The 19378-nt window shown below is 62.3% G+C and carries 10 protein-coding genes and 1 riboswitch; of the genes, 6 read left to right on the forward strand and 4 right to left on the reverse strand.

What is annotated here, in order from left to right:
• Positions 1 to 11: 11 nt before the first annotated feature.
• Positions 12 to 4898, reverse strand: coding sequence for a DUF4082 domain-containing protein (locus tag AC1DD7_RS12250; RefSeq protein WP_477515149.1), 4887 nt, complete (start codon positions 4896 to 4898; stop codon positions 12 to 14).
• Positions 4899 to 5265: 367 nt separating this feature from the next.
• Between AC1DD7_RS12250 and smc the strand changes: the two genes are divergently transcribed.
• Both smc and ftsY read left to right on the forward strand, forming a co-directional pair.
• Entirely contained in the window at positions 5266 to 8850 is a 3585-nt protein-coding gene (gene smc / locus AC1DD7_RS12255; protein WP_477515150.1) for a chromosome segregation protein SMC, read from the forward strand.
• Positions 8851 to 8870: 20 nt separating this feature from the next.
• Positions 8871 to 10079, forward strand: a complete 1209-nt coding sequence (gene ftsY, locus AC1DD7_RS12260) for a signal recognition particle-docking protein FtsY (RefSeq protein ID WP_477515151.1) — start codon at positions 8871 to 8873, stop codon at positions 10077 to 10079.
• 83 nt (positions 10080 to 10162) lie between these two features.
• Here the strand turns inward: ftsY and AC1DD7_RS12265 are convergent, their stop codons facing one another.
• The gene (locus AC1DD7_RS12265) at positions 10163 to 11383 is read right to left on the reverse strand and encodes an MFS transporter (RefSeq protein WP_477515152.1); all 1221 of its coding nucleotides are present in this window, start codon (positions 11381 to 11383) and stop codon (positions 10163 to 10165) included.
• Between the two features lie 226 nt (positions 11384 to 11609).
• Here AC1DD7_RS12265 and AC1DD7_RS12270 point away from each other — a divergent pair, with 226 nt between their 5' ends.
• Positions 11610 to 12941, forward strand: a complete 1332-nt coding sequence (locus tag AC1DD7_RS12270; RefSeq protein ID WP_477515153.1) for an ammonium transporter — start codon at positions 11610 to 11612, stop codon at positions 12939 to 12941.
• A complete protein-coding gene (locus AC1DD7_RS12275; protein ID WP_017199639.1) occupies positions 12938 to 13276 on the forward strand; it encodes a P-II family nitrogen regulator in 339 nt (112 codons plus the stop codon). The genes AC1DD7_RS12270 and AC1DD7_RS12275 overlap by 4 nt, the downstream gene beginning before the upstream one ends.
• Positions 13277 to 13381: 105 nt before the next feature.
• Here the strand turns inward: AC1DD7_RS12275 and AC1DD7_RS12280 are convergent, their stop codons facing one another.
• On the reverse strand, positions 13382 to 14791 hold the full coding sequence (locus AC1DD7_RS12280; RefSeq protein WP_477515154.1) for a glucose-6-phosphate dehydrogenase: 1410 nt from the start codon (positions 14789 to 14791) through the stop codon (positions 13382 to 13384).
• Positions 14792 to 14963: 172 nt separating this feature from the next.
• Here AC1DD7_RS12280 and ffh point away from each other — a divergent pair, with 172 nt between their 5' ends.
• Both ffh and AC1DD7_RS12290 read left to right on the forward strand, forming a co-directional pair.
• Positions 14964 to 16541, forward strand: a complete 1578-nt coding sequence (gene ffh / locus AC1DD7_RS12285) for a signal recognition particle protein (RefSeq protein ID WP_431115532.1) — start codon at positions 14964 to 14966, stop codon at positions 16539 to 16541.
• A gap of 108 nt (positions 16542 to 16649) precedes the next feature.
• Positions 16650 to 17372, forward strand: a complete 723-nt coding sequence (locus AC1DD7_RS12290; protein WP_477515155.1) for an alpha/beta fold hydrolase — start codon at positions 16650 to 16652, stop codon at positions 17370 to 17372.
• On the opposite strand, the gene thiC is transcribed toward AC1DD7_RS12290, so the two are convergent.
• Entirely contained in the window at positions 17355 to 19214 is a 1860-nt protein-coding gene (thiC, locus tag AC1DD7_RS12295) for a phosphomethylpyrimidine synthase ThiC (RefSeq protein ID WP_477515156.1), read from the reverse strand. The two genes, AC1DD7_RS12290 and thiC, sit on opposite strands and share 18 nt — an antisense overlap.
• Positions 19210 to 19317: riboswitch (TPP riboswitch) on the reverse strand. Its footprint overlaps the gene before it by 5 nt.
• Positions 19318 to 19378 lie beyond the last annotated feature (61 nt).

Genomic DNA, 19378 nt, shown 5'->3' on the forward strand with positions numbered 1-19378 from the left:
TCAGCAGATCCTCAGCAGATCCCCAGGAGGCCGCAGACCAAGCCACCCGACTGGGTGGAGGTAGGGGACGGGGTGGGTGTGGGAGTGGCCGTTGCGGTCGCCGTTGCGGTTGCGGTCGCCGTTGGAGTAGGTGTCGCCGTGGTCTGAGTCTGCGCTTGCGCAGGAGCGGTGGTGGTGGAGTAGACCACGTCTACAAAGTAGTTCGTGGCGTTCCAGGAATTGGTCGGCATTGATCCAGAAGCACCATACCGGTACAGGCCGTTGTCCGGTCCCGAAGCGGTGAAGACGCCACTTGTCCAGGTCTGGTTGAAGAAACCAGTGGTGTACGAGTACCTGCCGTTGGGCGCCCGGTAGGAGACAACATATCTCTGGCCTGTAGCCAGTGCCACCGGCGTGGACAGCGTGGCTGTTTGCCAGCCGGTTGCTGTCTCGTTGACGAAGGTCACTTGGGCCAGGCGGGTGCCGGCCGCGTTCCACAGCGACCCAACATGGGTCCCGGTGTTCCCGGTGCCTTTATAGAAACGAATGCCTGTCACGTTGCCTGCCTGGGAAACGGTGAATGCGGTCCCAAGTTCCACCGCTTTCGTTTCCGAAGCCGAGGCCACTTGCGGAAGGAGCGTCCCAAAGATGGTGGACTGTTGCACGGTGGGGCTGGCTGTAGTGAACTGCCAGCTGGTCGGCGGAAGGGTTTGCCCCTGTTGCGAAACCACGTTTGTCACGCTGACGGACACTGACGCACTGCTGGGCAGGGCCGTTGTCGGCGTAAACGTCACGGTGCGGCTGTCTGCTGACAACGCGGTGGTGCCCGCTACAGATGCGCCATTGGCAGTCAACGTCATCGATGCTCCGGATCGGATAGCCGAGGACAGCGTTATCGAGGGTTTGACGTCGGTGGGGATGCCAGTAGCGCCGGGTGCCGGCACTTGGGCCGTGACCGTCAATGGAGGTTCCGGCACCGTGAGCACCAGGTCCACCAGATAACTTGCTGTGGAAGGCACGTTCGGGAAATCGCTGCTGTAAGAGAAAGCTCCTGCGTCTGATGCGGTTCGCAGGGGTCCGCTGGTGAGACCCTCACCAAAGCCGTTGGCCGTGTAGGAGTACTTGCCGGTCGGAGACTTGTACGCAACAACGTATTCAGTATCAGCAGCAATATTAACTGGTTGGCTGAAGGTTGCTGTCTGCCAACCCATACTCGACTCATTGGTAAACGTGACCGATGCAAGGAGCTGCCCGGCGCCGGAGTACAGCAAACCCGTATGGGTTCCGGTGTTTCCAGCGGACTTGTAGAAGCGGATGCCCGTTACCTGGCCAGCAGTGTCGCTGGAGAAGCGGACGCCCAACGTCAGCGGTGTGCCGTCATCAACCTCGGCAGTCGTCGGCGTGACGCTGTCCTGGTAAAGGGTGCAGGGGCACGATCCCGGTATGCGCGGGGCTGGAACTGTGGTGAAGGTCCAGGTGCCTCCAGTCAGCTGCTGCCCGGAGGCAGAGGATGTCGCAGCCAGAGTGGCCGTGAATGACGTACCAGCGGCGAGAGGCGAGGCGGGGGTGAACGTCACTTGGCGCGTTGTTTGGTCATAGCTCGTTGTTCCGGCTACGGCGGCGCCACCGGCTGTTTTCACGCCAAGCGTGACGCTTGACGGTGTGGCTGCTTCGGATAGGACGGCGCTGACCTTGGTGTCCAGCGGGACACTGGACGCGCCGGGCAAAGGCGACTGTGCGCTTGCCGTGAAGGCAGGCGGTGGAATCATGGCGACGACGTCAACCAGGTAGCTGGCGGTTGACCGGGAAGCCGGGAAGCCTCCGCTGTACGTGTAAGCACCAGCGTCCGAGTCTGTCCGCAAGGGTCCAACACTCATGCCTGAACCGAAGCCATTTGTAGTGGCCGAGTATGTGCCGGTTAGTGATGTGTAGGAGACGATGTATTGCGTGTTGGCAGCGATCTGGACAGGCTGGCCGAAGATCGCTGTTTGCCATCCGGAAGCACTCTCATTGGCGAAGGTTACTGTCGCCAACTGTTGTCCGGACGCGGTGTACAGTGCCCCGTTGTGGGTGCCGGTGTTGCCGGCCGACTTATAGAACCGGACGCCGGTGACTTCCCCGGCCCTGATGCTGGAGAATCGCACACCAAGAGTCAGTGGAACTCCGTCCCGGATCTCGGCGATTCCAGGCGTAACGCTGTCATCGAAGAGACTGCACGGGCAATCCCCGGCGACAGGCAAGGTTGCCGCCGTCGTGAAGGACCAGGTTCCGCCCGCAGTTACTGATCCGCCGATCGAATCGGTCCCTGAGAGGGTCGCCGTGTACGTCGTGCTGAAAGCCAGGGCAGATGACGGCGTGAACGTCGCCCGACGCGTGGCGGAGTCGTACGCGGTGGTGCCCGCCACGGTCCCGGAGGAGGACTTCAACGTCAGCTGGACGCTGGATGCAGTGACCGGCTTGGAGAACACGGCACTGACCTTGGTATTGACGGAAACGCTGGAAGAGGACGGGTAAGGCGTTTGTCCGGAAACCGTCATCGGCGTGGTGTCAACCGTGCTGAAAAGGGCGTCCACGAAGTAATGGCCGCCGTTGTGGCTGGCGATCGGGAATCCCGATCCGCTGTAGACACCCGCAGGCTGGGCACCGAAGCCGCCGGCAACTGTTAACGGTGCTTCCGTCGAACCGCTGTAGGCCCACTGGTATTCCTTGCTGGCATAGTGACCGTTCGGATCCCAGTAGGAGACCGTGTAAGTTTGGCCCGCGGCCACAGGGACGGCCTGGCTGAAGAGGACCTGCTGCCAACCGGAGGTTGTTTCGTTGGTGAAAGTGGCCGTTGCCAGGCGCTCGCCGGAGCCGCTCCAGAGTGAACCGATGTGAGTTCCTGTATTGGCCTGGCTCTTGAAGAACCTCACACCCGTGACGAAACCATCTACAGTTGGCGAGAACCGCAGTCCCAGTTCATAGGCACCGGCGTCGCCGGAGTCCTGTATGGCGGGGACAGTCTGGCCAAAGACGCTGTAGGGGCCGGGGATTGTGAGGTTCCGGGTGGAAGTGGCACCAATGTTGGCGCTGTCATCAATGGCCCGGACCTGGACGGTGGCCGCTGAGAGGCCTTGCTGGATGTAGTTGTAGGTCCAGTTCTGCTTGCCCTGGGCCGGGTGCCAGGTAGTGCCGCCGTCCGTTGACACCTCGACGCCGGCCACGACGCCGCCGCTGTCTGAGGCAGTGCCGGACACGGTAACGCTTGTTCCGTGGGCGATGGTGGCAGCGTTGGCTGGTGCGGCAATGGAGACTGTTGGCCCGGTTCGATCCGTGCTGGCCGTTGCAGCAACGATGCCCGCTGCCCGTGTAGCGGGTTGAGCGCCCATGTCTGCAAGCAGGTTGACTTGGGCCTGCCGCATCCGGGGATCGGCTGCAGCACCGCCGCCATCATGTTGCTGGTCCAATCCCCAGGTCCATTGGACGCTGCCGGCAGAGAACACCAGGGCACCACTGGGGGCGCGGTACAGGGTCAGATGGTGCGTTGTGCGGCCCGCCTTGACCGTGTTGCCGAAGTCCTGCAGGTACTGGTCGACGTCCCCGACTGTAGTGGACAGCCGGATCAGGCCCGCTGGCCTGAAGCCATTGTCCAGGTCCTCATTCGACTCATATCCAATGGTGTGGGGGGCCAAAGCCGCCGAGGAACCTGCAGGCAGCGAAGTCAGGGAAGTATTACGCCACAGCCTTGTCTTCCCTTCCTCCGAGGAGACAGTCACGGGGAGATCGGTGTAGTTGGACATATAGAGAGTCCCGGTAAGCCCGTTTTCCGGCAAGCCTGCGCCAGCGCTTTGCGAAGCGTACCGCGGGTCACGCCACGTACCAGTCCATTGGGTACTTGGGTCGCTCTTGGTGTTGGCCCATGTCTCCTTGTAGCAGGTCAAAGTGCGGCCCGCGCCCCCATCAACGGTGGAGGGCTCGAAACGCGTGCGCCAGTACATCTCATTGCCGGAAAGGAACTGCAGGTTTACCCCGGCGTCCCTGGCTGCCGTAACGGCGGCCCGTTGCGGACCGGACCAGTATTCATCGTGGCCCACTGACAGGAAGACCTTGTGGTTCAGCAACTGGGCTCCGCTGCGGTCTGTATCCAGACCACTGATGTAGCTGACGTCGTAGCCGTTTTGCTCCAGGAAGCGCACCATCGGATATTCGTTGGCGAAGTAGAAGTCGCGTCCGCCGATCCCGCCGCGCGTATCCATGGGACGGTTGTAACTGAGTTTGTAGGCCCTGCCGTTGGCCGCGCCCTGGTAGAAGTTGGATCCGCCATAGCCGTTGTACGCCTGCCATGTGGTGTCGGCAGTCTGGAAGACGACGTCGGAATGGTTGCCATCGTTTCGCACAATGAACGTGATGTGGCTCTGGTCTCCGTTGTCAGGCCGCGTGAGGAGAGCTATGTAAATTCCCGAGACAGCTGTCGACGGAACCTGCCAGGTAGCGGAAACGGCCCAGTTACCGCAGTCATAGAGTTCGGTGGTCAGATCGTTGATGCATTGGGGCTGGTTCTGCCGCAGTACCGACGGCGTCACGTTGGCTATCTTGCGGGCCCCGTCACCGCCGTACCAACCTGTGCGATAGATGGCAATGGTGTAGTTGGAGGCGTTCGTAGCGATCTTAAACTTGATTGGCTGCCCGGCGTTAACGCTGATCTCCGTGGAAAATCCCTGTATCCCGGCATCCCCGGCGCCGGCAATGTCCCACTCTGACGGTGGACTTCCGGGTTTCGAGTTTTCACACACCACAGGATTCACCACGGGATCGCAAGGTCCCGCTGCGACGGCTGCCGGGGCAGTAAGAGGCAGCAAAGCTGCAACCATGGCAATCACCAAAGGCAGGAGAAAGCCTTTGAGGACTTGCTGTGGTCGGGTAGCTGAAGGACCGGTCATCAGAACTCCTGGAGTGGTACGCCAATTGCGAATATGGGTCCGCGTCTAGCGCACGGTCCCTGCTTGCCGCTCCCCAGCCAGGGTCAAACCAAGATCTTCAGTTATGGAATACGGGTTCTGCACTTGGATGATCGTTTCCGAATATTTGGACCGTATCCAGCCTTTACCCGAGGGACCTTCAGGTCAAAGCCGGATCACCGGAGCGAATCCGCCAAGTAACCCTTGGCAGGAGTGTAGGGGCGCGGCATCCCTGCCGCAAGGCTTTCCCGTTACAGATCCATGGATTTCGGCCAAACGGCAGTAGATTTAGGGAGATAAAGACGCCCCCAAGGGCTGACAACAGGCCACCCAGGAGAACCGAACCGCCTTGCATTTGAAAAGTCTGACTGTCCGCGGATTCAAGTCGTTTGCGTCGGCCACGACGTTCGACTTCGAGCCCGGCGTCACCGCAGTCGTCGGTCCGAACGGCTCGGGTAAGTCCAACGTCGTGGATGCCTTGGCGTGGGTCATGGGGGAGCAAGGCGCCAAGACGCTGCGCGGTGGAAAGATGGAAGATGTCATCTTTGCCGGCACGTCCGGCAGGCCTCCTCTGGGACGCGCCCACGTTTCCCTGACCATCGACAACGCGGACAACGCTCTTCCCATTGAGTACAGCGAAGTCACGATTTCCCGGACACTGTTCCGGACGGGAGGCTCCGAATACGCCATCAACGGTGCGCCTTGCCGGCTCCTGGACATCCAGGAGCTTTTGTCCGATTCCGGACTGGGACGCGAGATGCACGTGATAGTGGGCCAAGGCCAGCTGGACCGCGTACTGCACGCGACGCCTGAAGACCGCCGCGGTTTCATCGAGGAAGCCGCAGGTATCCTCAAGCACCGGCGCCGCAAGGAAAAAACCGTCCGTAAGCTCGAAGCCATGCAGGCCAACCTTGCCCGGCTTGGCGACCTCACCGCAGAGATCCGCCGCCAACTCACCCCCTTGGGCAAGCAGGCAGAAATCGCCAGGCGTGCACAAACAGTCCAGTTCGATGTCAGGGATGCCCGCGCCCGGCTCCTCGCCGACGACCTCGTTGCACTGACATCGAGCCTTGAACAGGATGTCGCAGACGAAGCCGCCCTCAAGGAACGCCGCCAGGTGGTCGAGGCAGAACTGGGCCACGGCCGGCGACGCCAGGCCGCATTGGAACAGCAAGCAGCGGAAGCAACCCCCCGGCTCAACGCAGCACGGGAGAACTGGTACCAGCTGTCGGCAGGCCGTGAGCGGCTCCGCTCGCTGGGTTCCCTGGCAGCCGAGCGTCGCCGGCTGCTGGGCTCCTCAGAACCTGTGCCGGACTCCGGTCGGGACCCCGAACAACTGGAGCGCCAAGCGGCGAAGGTCCGCGGGGAACAGGCCGCCTTGGAACACGACATCCTGGCCAAGCAGGCCGCCCTCCTGGAAGCAACAGTGGCGAAGGATTCTGCGGAGGCGCTCGCAGCCGCCGAGGACAAACGGCTGACCGCCATGTTGAGGGCAGCAGCCGGCCGTCGCGAAGGACTCGCCAGGCTCGCGGGCCAGGTCGCGGCCGTACGCTCCAGGGCAGAAGCGGCGGAGGCCGAGCGTGGTCGCCTTCGCGAATCACTGGCCGCAGGCAACGAGCGACGCCGTCACGCCCAGAGCGAATTCGCAGCACTCGAATCCCAGGTTGCAGGGGTTGAAGACGGCGAAGAGAGCCTTGACGCCGAGTACGAGAATGCCACTGAGGCCCTGGACGCCGTGCTGGCGGAAATCGAAGAGCTGAAATCCGCAGAACGGGAAGCACTTCGCCAGCGGGATGCCCTGACCGCCCGCCGCGATGCACTTCTTTTGGGGCTGAACCGCAAGGACGGCTCGGAGCGTCTGCTCTCTGGCGATGTCCAGGGCATTCTGGGCCCGCTTGCCGGGATGCTTGCCATCGAGCCCGGCTATGAGGCCGCGATAGCAGCGGCGCTCGGCTCTGCCTCGGACGCGCTCGTGGTCGGGGACTCCGCTGTCGCCGTCGCCGCGATCCAACTGTTGAAAGAGGACGACGCCGGCAGGGCCGCGTTGCTCTTGGCTGACGTCCACCACGGGGCTGGTGAAGCGGCATCCCCCTCGGAGCTGCCGGCTGGCAGCAGATGGGCCGTGGACGTCCTCAAGGTCACGGAACCAGCTGCCCAAGGTGCCTTGGCCCTGCTGGCCGGGATCGCCGTCGTCGATGATCCGGCAGGGGCGGCAGCGCTGATTGGTGGGCACCCGGAACTCAAGGTGGTTACCCGTGCAGGCGACGTCTTCACGTCGCTGACCGCCCAGGGCGGTTCAGCCACGGCGCCCTCCCTGCTGGAGATCCAGGCAGCAGTGGACGACGCCGTGGCCGGGCTTCAGGAGGTTACGGCACGCTTGGAGCGGGGACGGTTCGCCCTGGCCGGCGCCGAAGCTCGTCGCGCCGAAGCCCAGGACCGGTCCGATGCGGCATTGGAAAGGCTGCATGAATCCGATGCCCGCCTTGCTGCCGTGGCAGAGCGCCTGGGGCACTTGAACTCACTTCTTCGTAGTGCGGTGGGTGAAAGCGAACGTCTGGAGGCTTCCCTGGCGCGTGCGGAAGCGAACATTGCAGAAGCCCGGTTGGACCTTGAAGTCGCGGCTGAGCGGCTCGCCGCCGCCCAGGAAGCTCCGGACGAGGAACCATCCACGGATCAGCGCGATGAACTCGCGGCGCAGGCGCGATTGGCCCGTTCCAACGAAATGGAAGCCAGGCTTGCCCTGCGCACGGCCGAAGAACAATTGGGGGCCATCGCTGGCAGGGCGTCCTCCCTGGAACGCGCAGCAGCTACGGAGCGGCGGGCCCGTGAAGAGGCCGCCCGCCGGGCGCAGAGGCGGCGCGCCCAAGCCCAACGCGCTGGTGCAGTGGTGGTGGCCGTTGAGCAGGCGCTTCGCTTCATCGATATATCAGTGGATCTCGCCGGCCATGAACGCGACCTTGCCGAGCAAGCGCGTGAGCAACTGGAGAAGGAACTGTCCGGCGTGCGTTCCGGAAACGATTCGCTGGCAAAGGAACTCGCCGAACTTACCGACTCTGTGCACAAGGACGAGATGGCCAGGACCCAACAGCGTCTTCGAATCGAGGCGTTGGAGGCCCGTTCCATCGAGGAACTTGGACTATCGGCCGAACAGCTCGTTGCAGATTACGGCCCCGATCAACCTGTCCCACAACCGGCTGGCGCAACCACGGACAAATGGGCGGAACTCCGTGCGCCTGTGGATGAAACGGGTGCACCGCTCGTTGAAGGAATTCCCTTCGACCGGGCGGAGCAGGAGAAAAGGCTCAAAAAAGCTGAGCGGGAACTGGCGGCACTGGGAAAGGTCAACCCTCTGGCCCTGGAAGAGTTCGCCGCCCTTGAGGAGCGCCACCAGTTCCTCAGTTCGCAACTGGAGGACCTCAAGTCCAGCCGGAAGGACTTGCTGGACATCATCAAAGAAGTGGATAACCGCGTCCAGCAGGTCTTCACCGAAGCCTTCGCCGATACTTCAGCGCAGTTTGACCGCGTCTTCGCACGGCTCTTCCCAGGAGGCGAGGGCAGGCTGGTCCTGACGGATCCAAACGACATGTTGACCACTGGCATCGAGGTGGAAGCCAGGCCGGCTGGTAAGAAGATCAAGAGGTTGTCCCTGCTCTCCGGCGGCGAACGGTCACTCACCGCTGTGGCACTGCTGGTGGCGATCTTCAAAGCCAGGCCGTCGCCGTTTTACGTCATGGACGAAGTGGAAGCGGCCTTGGACGACACCAACCTTGGCCGGCTCATCACGATCTTCGAAGAGCTTCGGGAGTCCAGCCAGTTGATCGTCATCACGCACCAGAAGCGCACCATGGAAGTCGCCGATGCCCTCTACGGCGTCACGATGCGTGGCGACGGGGTGTCCACCGTCATCAGCCAACGGCTCGGTGCCGGGGCATAGCTTTATGAGAAGGTAGGGGAGTGAACGATTTCCTACCCATAATTCTGTCCATTCTCGCTGCGCTCGTCGTGGTCGGCGGGCTGGTGCCGGTACTGATGAAGGCCCGGAAGTCCGGCGCCAAATACCCTGGAACGCGGGACGCCAATGACCCCGTTCAGTCATCGGCTGCAGGCAGCGGAACCCTTGTGGAGGACCGGCCGGATGCCGTAACAGCAACTCCTGCCCCAACCTTCGACGGAACAGTCGAAGGTGCTGATGTTCCGGATGATGCCGCCGGGTTGGAGACCATCGCTGTAGAGACGCCGGCGCCTGTCGAAGGCCGCCTGACCCGCCTCCGCGCCCGTTTGGTGAAATCGAACAACATTCTGGGCAAGGGTCTGCTGGCTCTGCTGTCCGGGGACAAAATCGACGAGAACGTGTGGGACGAGGTTGAGGAGACACTGCTTCTTGCCGATCTCGGCACCGAGCCCACCATGCAGTTGGTCGATGCCCTCCGGGAACGCGTCAAGGTGCTGGGCACCCGCAGTCCCGAGCACGTCAAAGCCATGCTCCGTGAAGAACTCATCAAGCTCGTGGATCCCACCATGGACCGTTCCCTCAACGTCGAGCGCAAGGGTGACCGACCCGCCGTCGTGCTTGTTGTTGGTGTCAACGGCGTGGGCAAGACCACAACCGTCGGCAAACTGGCGCGCGTGCTCGTGGCCGAGGACAAGGACGTGCTGCTCGGTGCTGCGGACACTTTCCGCGCCGCAGCTGCTGAGCAGTTGGCCACATGGGGCCAGCGTGTTGGCGTAGCCACCGTCAAGTCCGACATCGACGGCGCCGACCCCGCCTCCGTTGCCTACGAAGCCGTCAAAGCGGGCATCGACCAGGAGGTCGACGTCGTCATGGTGGATACCGCTGGGCGCCTGCAGAACAAGACCGGCCTGATGGACGAACTCGGCAAGGTCAAGCGTGTCATCGAGAAACTGGCTGAAGTGGACGAGGTCCTGCTGGTCCTTGACGCCACCACGGGTCAGAACGGCCTGAACCAAGCACGCGTCTTTGCCGAGGTGGTCAACATCACAGGTATTGTGCTGACCAAATTGGATGGCACAGCCAAGGGCGGCATTGTGGTCGCTATCCAGAAGTCGCTGGGTGTGCCCGTCAAGCTCATCGGTCTCGGCGAAGGTCCGGACGACCTCGCACCGTTCGAAGCCGAGGGCTTTGTGGACGCCCTGCTTAACTAGCGCAGTCTCCTTAGTTAGCACAGTCGCCCAACTGACTGGCAATAGCGGTTGTTTTCAGTACTCAAAGCAACCACTATTGCCAGTCAGTTTTTGGTTTTAAGGGGTTCGCGCGCCAACAGCCAGCCGGCGGCGGTGAGCAGCAGCACTCCGCCGGTGACAGCAAATGCAAGTCCGTAGCCGAAGCGATCGGCGAGAATACCAGCCACTACGGGGCCGATGATGGCCCCGGTGTCTGCGGCCATCTGGAAGACCGCCAGCACCTTGCCACCGGAGCGCCCCCGGCCAATGACATCGGCGACAGCAGCCTGCTGCGCTGGCCCCAGCAAGCCGGAACCGAAGCCTGCCACAGCGGAAGCAGCGAAGAATGCCGGAAGGTCCGTGGTAAACCCGATGACACCGGTGGCGACGCCAGTCATGACAAGACCCGGAATGAGCAGGGGCTTCCTTCCCCAGGCATCGGCGAGACGCCCGGAGAATGTCAAAGCGACAGCATTGCCTACGGCAAAAACGGCCAACGCCCACGCTGCTGTCTCCGGCCGCGACTGAAGGGCCGCGACGGCAAAGAGCGGAATCGTGGCCATCCGCACACCAAAAGTCACCCAGCCATTACCGAAGCTGGAAAACACAGCCGCCCGGTACGCTGAATCGGCCAGCGCCTCCTTCAACGTCATGGGTGGAGCGGGCGTGGCATCCTGTCCGGGGGTACCCTCGCCGCTGAGCATTGTCCGGACCACCAGTGCCGCAATGAGCAAGGCCGCCGCGTAGGCAAGAAATGGCACCCGGAGGCCGAAGCCGGCCAGCAGGCCACCAACAACAGGGCCCAGGACACTGCCAATCAGAAAGGCCGAGGCATACGCGCCCGAAACACGGCCCCTTCGTTCCGGCGGTGCCAAACGGATGAGCAGTCCCATGGCGGCGACAGTAAACATGACGGAGCCCGCTCCGCCGAGGCCCCGGAAAATCAGCAGCTGCCAGTAATTCTGGGCGAAAGCGCAGGCGGCAGTGGAAACGGCAACGATCAGCAGGCCGGACACATACACGTTCCGCTCGCCGAAGCGACCGATGAGCGAGCCCCCTGCCGGGGCGAAAACCAACCGCATGAAAGCGAAGATGCTGACAATGACGGCGGCAGCGGTGGCGCCAACGTCGAAGGTGGTGGCGAATTGGGGGAGCACCGGTGCTACCAGCCCGAAGCCCAGCGCAATCAAGAACGCCGCTGCCAACATCACCTTGATGTCGCGGGGCAGCGGTTCCTTTTCCCGCCGGACCCTTGGATCTTCAACGGATCTGGGCGACTCACTCATGCGGTGCGGGTCCTTCAATTCTGTGTATTTGCGGTGAAGTGTGACGGATGAAACATATCCGTAACAACGGTGATATGCACCATTTACGTTGGGGAGGTTGTTGTAACGAGCCTGCAATGTAAAACCTGCGCAGGCGAAACACGGTGGCACAAAAATCTTAAGCAGGACGCAAAACGGCGTCAGACCGCGGTTGAACCGCAGATCTAGCAAGAGAGGAACGTGCACCATGGAACTTACCGCAGGTCACGTATGGGTCATGGTGGCGGCGGCACTCGTGCTGTTCATGACTCCCGGTTTGGCATTCTTCTACGGCGGCATGACCCGCGCCAAGGCAGCACTGAACATGATGATGATGAGCTTCATCTCCATCGGTATCGTGGGTGTTGTCTGGGTGCTGTGGGGTTCGTCGATGAGCTCAGGTGAAGGCTTCATGGAGATCGTGGGCAATCCGATTGCCACCTTCGGCCTTGAAGGCATCAGCACTCCCGATGGTTTGATCAAGGTCGGCTATGCAGCCACCTTCGCCATCATCACGGTAGCCCTTATCAGCGGTGCCATCGCAGACCGCGCCAAGTTTGGCGCCTGGAGCCTCTTCGTTCCGGTGTGGGTCACCCTGGTCTACGCGCCGCTGGCGTACATGGTGTGGGGTGGCGGCTTGTTCGGCCCTGAAGGAGCCATCGGCAAAGCCCTCGGCCCGGCCATTGACTTCGCAGGCGGCACCGTGGTGCACATCAACGCAGGTGTTGCAGCACTGGTCCTCGTTCTGATCATTGGTAACCGCCGCGGCTTCGGCAAGGACCCGAACCACCGCCCGCACAACATTCCGTTCGTCATGCTCGGTGCAGCCATCCTCTGGTTCGGTTGGTTCGGCTTCAACGGCGGTGCAGCAGCCACTGCTGAACAGGCCGGCCTCATCTGGATCAACACGCTGGCGGCCCCCGCTGCAGCCATGATCGCCTGGCTCGTCACCGAACGCATCCGCGATGGGCACCCGACTTCATTGGGTGCAGCTTCCGGTGTAGTTGCGGGCCTGGTTGCCATCACTCCCGCTTGCGCCAATGTCAGCCCGGTGGGCGCCCTTGGACTCGGTGTTGTAGCCGGTGTCGCTTCGGCCCTGGCAGTCGGCCTGAAGTTCCGCTGGGGCTTCGATGACTCGTTGGATGTTGTCGGCGTCCACCTTGTGTCGGGCATCATCGGCACCGTGGCACTGGGCTTCATCGCCACCCCAAGCGAAGGCGTCACCGCCGGCGGCCTCTTCTACGGTGGCGGCATGACCCAGATGTGGGCACAGCTCGCAGCTGCAGGAGTCGCAATTGCCTTCTCGGCAATCATGACGGCCATCATCGCCTTCGCCATTCACAAGACCATGGGCTTCCGGGTCTCCACCGAGCAGGAGAACGTGGGTGTTGACCTCAGCCTCCACGCCGAAACGGCCTACGAGTTCGGTGTCAATGGCCACGGTGGCAGCTTCCAGCCCCTGCACGAGGCCATGATCGGAAAGTCCGAGTCCGCAGCAGCCAAGACGCCCGCAGAAGGCAAGGAGAGTGTCCAGGCATGAAGCTCATCACAGCGATTGTCCGCCCGGAAAAGCTTGAAGCAGTCCGGGAAGGCCTGGAAGCGTACGGCGTCCAAGGCTTGACGGTCAGCGCAGCAAGCGGCTACGGCCGGCAGCGTGGCTACACCGAGGTGTATCGCGGAGCCGAATACAACGTGGACCTGTTGCCAAAGATTCGCATTGAGGTTCTTGCCACGGACGAGCAAGCAGATGACATCCTGGATGTCCTGATCGCAAGCTCGAATACCGGCCGGGCCGGAGACGGCAAAGTCTGGACCGTGGATGTCTACGAAGCAGTTCGAGTGAGGACCGGGGAGCGCGGCGCCGCCGCCATCTAGGTCCTGAAATCACACTCCTGACACGAAAGCGGGCCGGTACCAGTAAAGGTACCCGGCCCGCTTTCTGCGTTGTCGGCTTGCCGACCCGTGTCCGGCCTAATTGACTCAGCTGTCTTGTTTCACGACGGCGGTGGGCCAGTCCGCCGGCCCGGCGCCACCGGCGTCGTACTCCTCCAACGGGACGTCGCCGCCCTCCCAGGCGCGAAGAACAGGCTCGATGATCCGCCAGCAATCCTCGGCTGTATCGCCTCGAACGGACAACAAAGGGTCGCCGTTGAGGATGCCTTCCAGCACTTCTCCATAGGGCAGCATTCCGGCCGCATTGAGCTGGGTCACCAAACTAGCGCGGTCAAGCGTGAAGATATCGCCTGGGCCGTTCACATCGACGTCGAGTTGGAGCACGTCCGGACCGAAGCCGATCCGCAGCTGGTTGGGGGAGTCCACGCCCGAAAATCCCTTGGGAAGGTGGGGGACCGGACGGAAGGTGATCACGGCCTCCTTGCGCCGGCGCCCCATGGCCTTTCCTGAGCGGAGGATGAACGGCACGCCCTTCCAACGCCAGTTGTCGATGTCCACCCGGACCTCGGCAAGGGTTTCAGTATTGCGGGCCGGGTCCACGCCCTCCTCGGCAGCGTAATCCGGCACTGCTCGTTCTCCGAGGGTGCCTGCGGTGTAGCGGCCGCGGCGTGTGGAATCGGTGTATGGGGCTTTGACGCTGCTGGCCCGCAGGACAGTGGCCACGGCGTCGCGGAGGTCCCTTTCCTCGATGGTGGCCGGGGCGTCGATGGCCAGGAAGGCCATGATGTGCAGGAGGTGGCTTTGGATCATGTCGCGGAGCGCCCCAGCGGTATCGTAGTACCGGGCGCGGCCCTCAAGTGCCAGATCCTCGTCAAAGATGACCTCTACTTTTTCGATGTGATCGCGGTTCCACACCGGTTCCAGGAACCGGTTGGCGAAACGAAGGCCCAGGATGTTCAACACCGTGGCTTTGCCCAGGAAGTGGTCCACGCGGTGGATGTGGTCCTCGGGCACCAGTGCGGCGAGCGTCTTGTTCAACTCATGCGCAGATTCCGTTCCTGAACCGAATGGCTTCTCCATCACCAAGCGTGTTCCCGCGGGCAGCTGATCCCTGTGGAGAACCTCACAGGCCTTCTGGCTGATGTGCGGCGGCAGGGCGAAGTAGATGGCAACCGGGCCTTCCAACCTGGCCAGCAGCTCCGCCAAAGGCCCGTCTGCCGTGACATCCAGCTGATGGTATTCGGTTACTGCGGCTACAGCAGCCAGAGCAGCGCGGCCTTCTGCATCGGCTGCATCCGACGCCGCCGCAAAAGCGCCATGGACGCGTTCCTGCCACTGTTCAGGGGACCAAGGGTCAGAACCTGCCCCCACCAGTCGAAGCCCCGGTGCCCGGCCGGAAGCCAGGAGTCCGGCAAGTCCGGGCAGGAGCAGCCTGCCTGTCAGGTCCCCGGACGCGCCGAGGATGAGCAACGTTTTCACAGTTGTTTTGCTGGTCACTGTGCCAGCATGCCATCTTGCAGGTGCGACTTGGTACCCTAGATAGTCGAGTCCCTTGGTTGACGCAGATTTGTTGGGGTTGAGACAAATTTGTTTGGGGCAAGAACAAGTCAAGACTCTGGCGTGCCGCACTGGCCGCCAATCGCAGACCATCGAAAGAAGTGCACGGCGCGTGTTCAATTCACTCTCTGACCGGTTGACAGCAACCTTCAAGAACCTCCGTGGCAAGGGCCGCCTCACCGAGGCTGATGTCGATGCCACCGTCCGGGAGATCCGCCGTGCCCTTTTGGACGCGGATGTTGCCGTTTCGGTGGTCCGCGAATTCACGTCCCGCATTCGTGAGCGGGCTCTTGGTGCCGAGGTTTCCGGTGCGTTGAATCCGAGCCAGCAGATCGTCAAGATCGTCAACGAGGAACTCGTGGAGATCCTCGGCGGTGAAACCCGGCGCATCCGCTTGGCCAAGACCGGCCCCACCATCATCATGCTGGCCGGCCTCCAGGGTGCAGGTAAGACCACCCTCGCTGGCAAGCTGTCAAAATGGCTGAAGGCGCAGGGCCACAGCCCCATGCTGGTTGCCTGCGACCTCCAGCGGCCCAACGCCGTAACGCAGCTTCAGGTTGTCGGCCAGCGCGCAGGCGTTCCTGTCTTCGCGCCGCACCCGGGAGCCACCTCGGAGCTGGATCACCCGGCCGGTGACCCCGTGGCTGTCGCCAGCGCCGGTGTGGAAGAAGCGCGCCAGAAGCTGCACGACGTCGTGATCGTTGACACCGCCGGCCGCCTCGGCGTGGATGCCGAGATGATGGACCAGGCACGCCGGATCCGTCAGGCGATCATCCCGAACGAAGTCCTCTTCGTCATTGACTCCATGATCGGCCAGGACGCCGTCAACACGGCCATGGCGTTTGACGAAGGCGTGAACTTCACCGGCATCGTGCTGTCCAAGCTCGACGGCGATGCCCGCGGTGGTGCCGCGCTCTCGGTTGCGTCCGTCACAGGCAAGCCGGTCATGTTTGCGTCCACCGGTGAAGGCCTGGACGACTTCGAGCTCTTCCACCCGGACCGTATGGCGTCGCGCATCCTGGACATGGGTGACGTCCTGACCTTGATCGAACAGGCTGAGAAGGCCTGGGACAAGGACGAAGCTGCCCGGATGGCGAAGAAGTTCGCCGACCAGGAAGACTTCACCCTGGACGACTTCCTTGCCCAGATGCAGCAGATCCGCAACATGGGTTCCATGAAGAAGATGCTCATGATGATGCCGGGTGCCCAAAACATCCGGCAGCAACTGGAGAACTTCGACGAACGCGAAATCGATCGCGTTGAGGCGATCGTCAGGTCCATGACGCCGCACGAGCGCGTAGCTCCCAAAATCATCAACGGCTCCCGCAGGGCCCGCATTGCAAAGGGTTCAGGTGTGCACGTCTCCGAGGTCAACGGCCTCCTGGAGCGCTTCGCCCAAGCCCAGAAAATGATGAAGAAGATGGCCCAGGGCGGCATGCCCGGTATGCCGGGCATGCCTGGAATGGGTGGCCCCGGCGGCGCCCGCAAGGGTGGCAAGAACGCTCCCAAGAAGAAGGCGCGCTCCGGCAACCCGGCAAAGGCAGCCCAGGAACTGCGCGACGCCGAGGCCAAACGTGCCAACGCGGCCTCGGCAGCTCCTACGGGAGCGGCGTTCGGCCAGGGCGCTGCGGACTTCGATCCGTCCACGCTGAACCTCCCCAAGGGCTTCGAGAAGTTCCTGGGTAAGTAGCCGGAATCTCAGACTCAACACTGTGACAGCTGGCGCCGTTGTGAATGCCCATAACGGCGCCAACTGCTTTTTGGCGGGGATGTCAGGGCTCTGGACTAGGGTGAATCCATGCACAAGCAGCGCGTAGTCTTCGTCCACGGACTGGGGAGCTTTGGCGCCTCGGCATGGCCCAAGCAGCACGGCATGGCCCTGTCATATGACGCACTTTTCCTCCGCCGGCACGGCTTTGATCCTGTGGCTGAACCGGTGGAATCCGACGTCGCTGCGGATATCGGCATCGTGGTTGCTTCGCTGGTGGATTCTGGTGGCGGCCATGTGGTGGCGCATGAGCAAGGTGCAATCTCTGCCATGCTCTCAGCAATTGAACGCCCGGACCTGGTGCACTCACTGACACTGGTTGAACCGGCTTGTTTATCCTTGACGGCCGAGCTGCCTGCCACGACATTCCACCGTTCGCTCATGGAACCGCTGTTTGACGTGCGGAAGCAGCTTAAGGACGCCGACTACGAACGCGAGTACTTCAGGCGTGCATTTTCAGCCGAAGCCAGTGGGCTGGACACGCCCGAGGCGCGCCGTTCGGCACGTCGCCTCCGGCTGCAGGCGCCTCCTTGGGAAGCGCCCCTGCACATCGTTCCTGGCGTTCCTACCCTTGTCCTAACGGGCGGGTGGGAGCCACTGTACGAAGAAATTGCCGCGTACCTGGAGGACACCGGTGCCCTCCGCCGCGTAGCAGCTGGAGGGCACCGGCCCCAGGACTCGGTGGATGGAGACCGGATTATTCGCTCTTTTGTAGCCGACGTTGTCCGGACGAGGTCAGTTAAGGTTTCCTGACGCTGCCGTGTTGGTGGAGGACATCTGGGTAGAGGGAAGCTGCAGCTCAGGCAGGTACACCTTGCCACCTGACGCCAGGAATTCTTCGCTCTTTTCCCGCATGCCGTCGTATATCCCCGCAATGGCGGCCTGCGCCTCGGCCGAACCGAACTCGTCCCTGATGTCCTGGCTGATGCGCATCGAGCAGAATTTGGGCCCGCACATCGAGCAGAAGTGCGCGGTCTTGGCAGGTTCGGCGGGAAGCGTTTCGTCGTGGAAGGCTTCGGCGGTGACCGGGTCCAGGGACAGTGCGAACTGGTCCCGCCAACGGAACTCGAACCTGGCCTTGGACAAAGCGTCGTCGCGTTCGTTTGCGCCCGGGTGTCCCTTGGCGAGGTCCGCTGCGTGCGCGGCGATCTTGTAGGTGATCACACCAGTCTTCACATCGTCCTTGTTTGGCAGTCCCAGGTGTTCTTTGGGCGTCACGTAGCACAGCATGGCCGTGCCGTAGCGCGCAATTTCCGTTGCGCCGATTGCCGAGGTGATGTGGTCATAGCCAGGAGCAACGTCCGTGACCAGCGGTCCCAAGGTGTAGAAGGGGGCACCTTTACAGAGTTCCTGTTGGCGCTCCACGTTCTCGCGGACCAGGTGGAAGGGAATATGCCCGGGTCCTTCAACCATCACCTGCACATCAAATTCCCAAGCCCGCTGGGTCAGCTCGGCAAGCGTATCGAGCTCGGCGAACTGCGCGGCGTCATTGGCATCGGCTGTGGCGCCGGGGCGCAATCCGTCGCCCAGGGAGAATGCGACGTCGTACTTGGCGAAGATTTCGCAGAGCTCATCAAAATGCGTGTAGAGGAAGTTTTCCTCGTGGTGCGCCAAGCACCATCCGGCCATGATCGAGCCGCCGCGGGAGACGATGCCTGTCACGCGGTTTGCCGTCAAGGGCACGTACCTCAGGAGCACTCCGGCGTGGATTGTCATGTAGTCAACGCCCTGCTCGCATTGCTCGATGACCGTATCCCGGAAAATTTCCCACGTGAGTTTGTTGGCTTCGCCGTTGACCTTCTCCAGGGCCTGGTAGATGGGTACAGTGCCGATCGGAACGGGGGAGTTGCGGATGATCCACTCGCGGGTTGTGTGGATGTCGTCTCCCGTGGACAGGTCCATGACAGTATCGGCACCCCACTGGGTTGCCCATTGCAGCTTGTCAACTTCCTCGGCGATGGAACTGGTGACGGCTGAGTTTCCGATGTTGGCGTTGATTTTGACCAGGAAGGCCTTGCCAATGATCATGGGCTCGGACTCGGGGTGGTTGATGTTGTTGGGGATGATGGCGCGCCCGGCAGCCACTTCGCTGCGGACCAGCTCAACGTCGCAGTTCTCCCGCAGCGCCACAAACTGCATTTCCGGCGTGACGATGCCTTGCTTGGCGTAGTGCATCTGGGTGACGGTTTTGCCTTCGACGGCGCGGCGGGGCACCGGTTGCGCCCCCTTCCACTCCTGGGATGCTGCGCCGCGGCGTACCGCTGATTTGCCGTCGTCGAGCAGGTTCCTCTTCCGCCCGGAATATGCCTCGGTATCTCCTCGGGCTTCGATCCATCCGGTGCGGAACGGCTCCAGGCCCACCACGGGGTCACTGCCCGGTCCGGCAGTTCGGTATACCTGCAGTGGCTCATTGGCTTCACCGTTGGGGGAGGGCTCCAAAGCAATCTCCGTAACGGGGACGCGGATACCATTTGCCGGGTCTTCCAGCCAGGCCAGCGAATGGGACTTCAGTGACTGGGTGACGGTTTCCGCCGCCTTTTCGCTGGTGTTGGTCTGGTCTTGGGCAGAGCTGTGCTGTGTTTCGGTGGTGCTCAAAGGATTACTCACTTCCTTCGCCGGCATTACCCGGACAGGTTCAACGGTCGCAGACTGCTTCAGTCCGATCTCAGCCCCTGCAGGGGCCCCCGTGTGGTCGTAGACGAAGCTACCACAGCTCTGATCCGGGGCCCAGTCATACCCCGCAGCGGTACCGCAGCCGT

The organism is Paenarthrobacter sp. 10L412 (assembly GCF_056395565.1).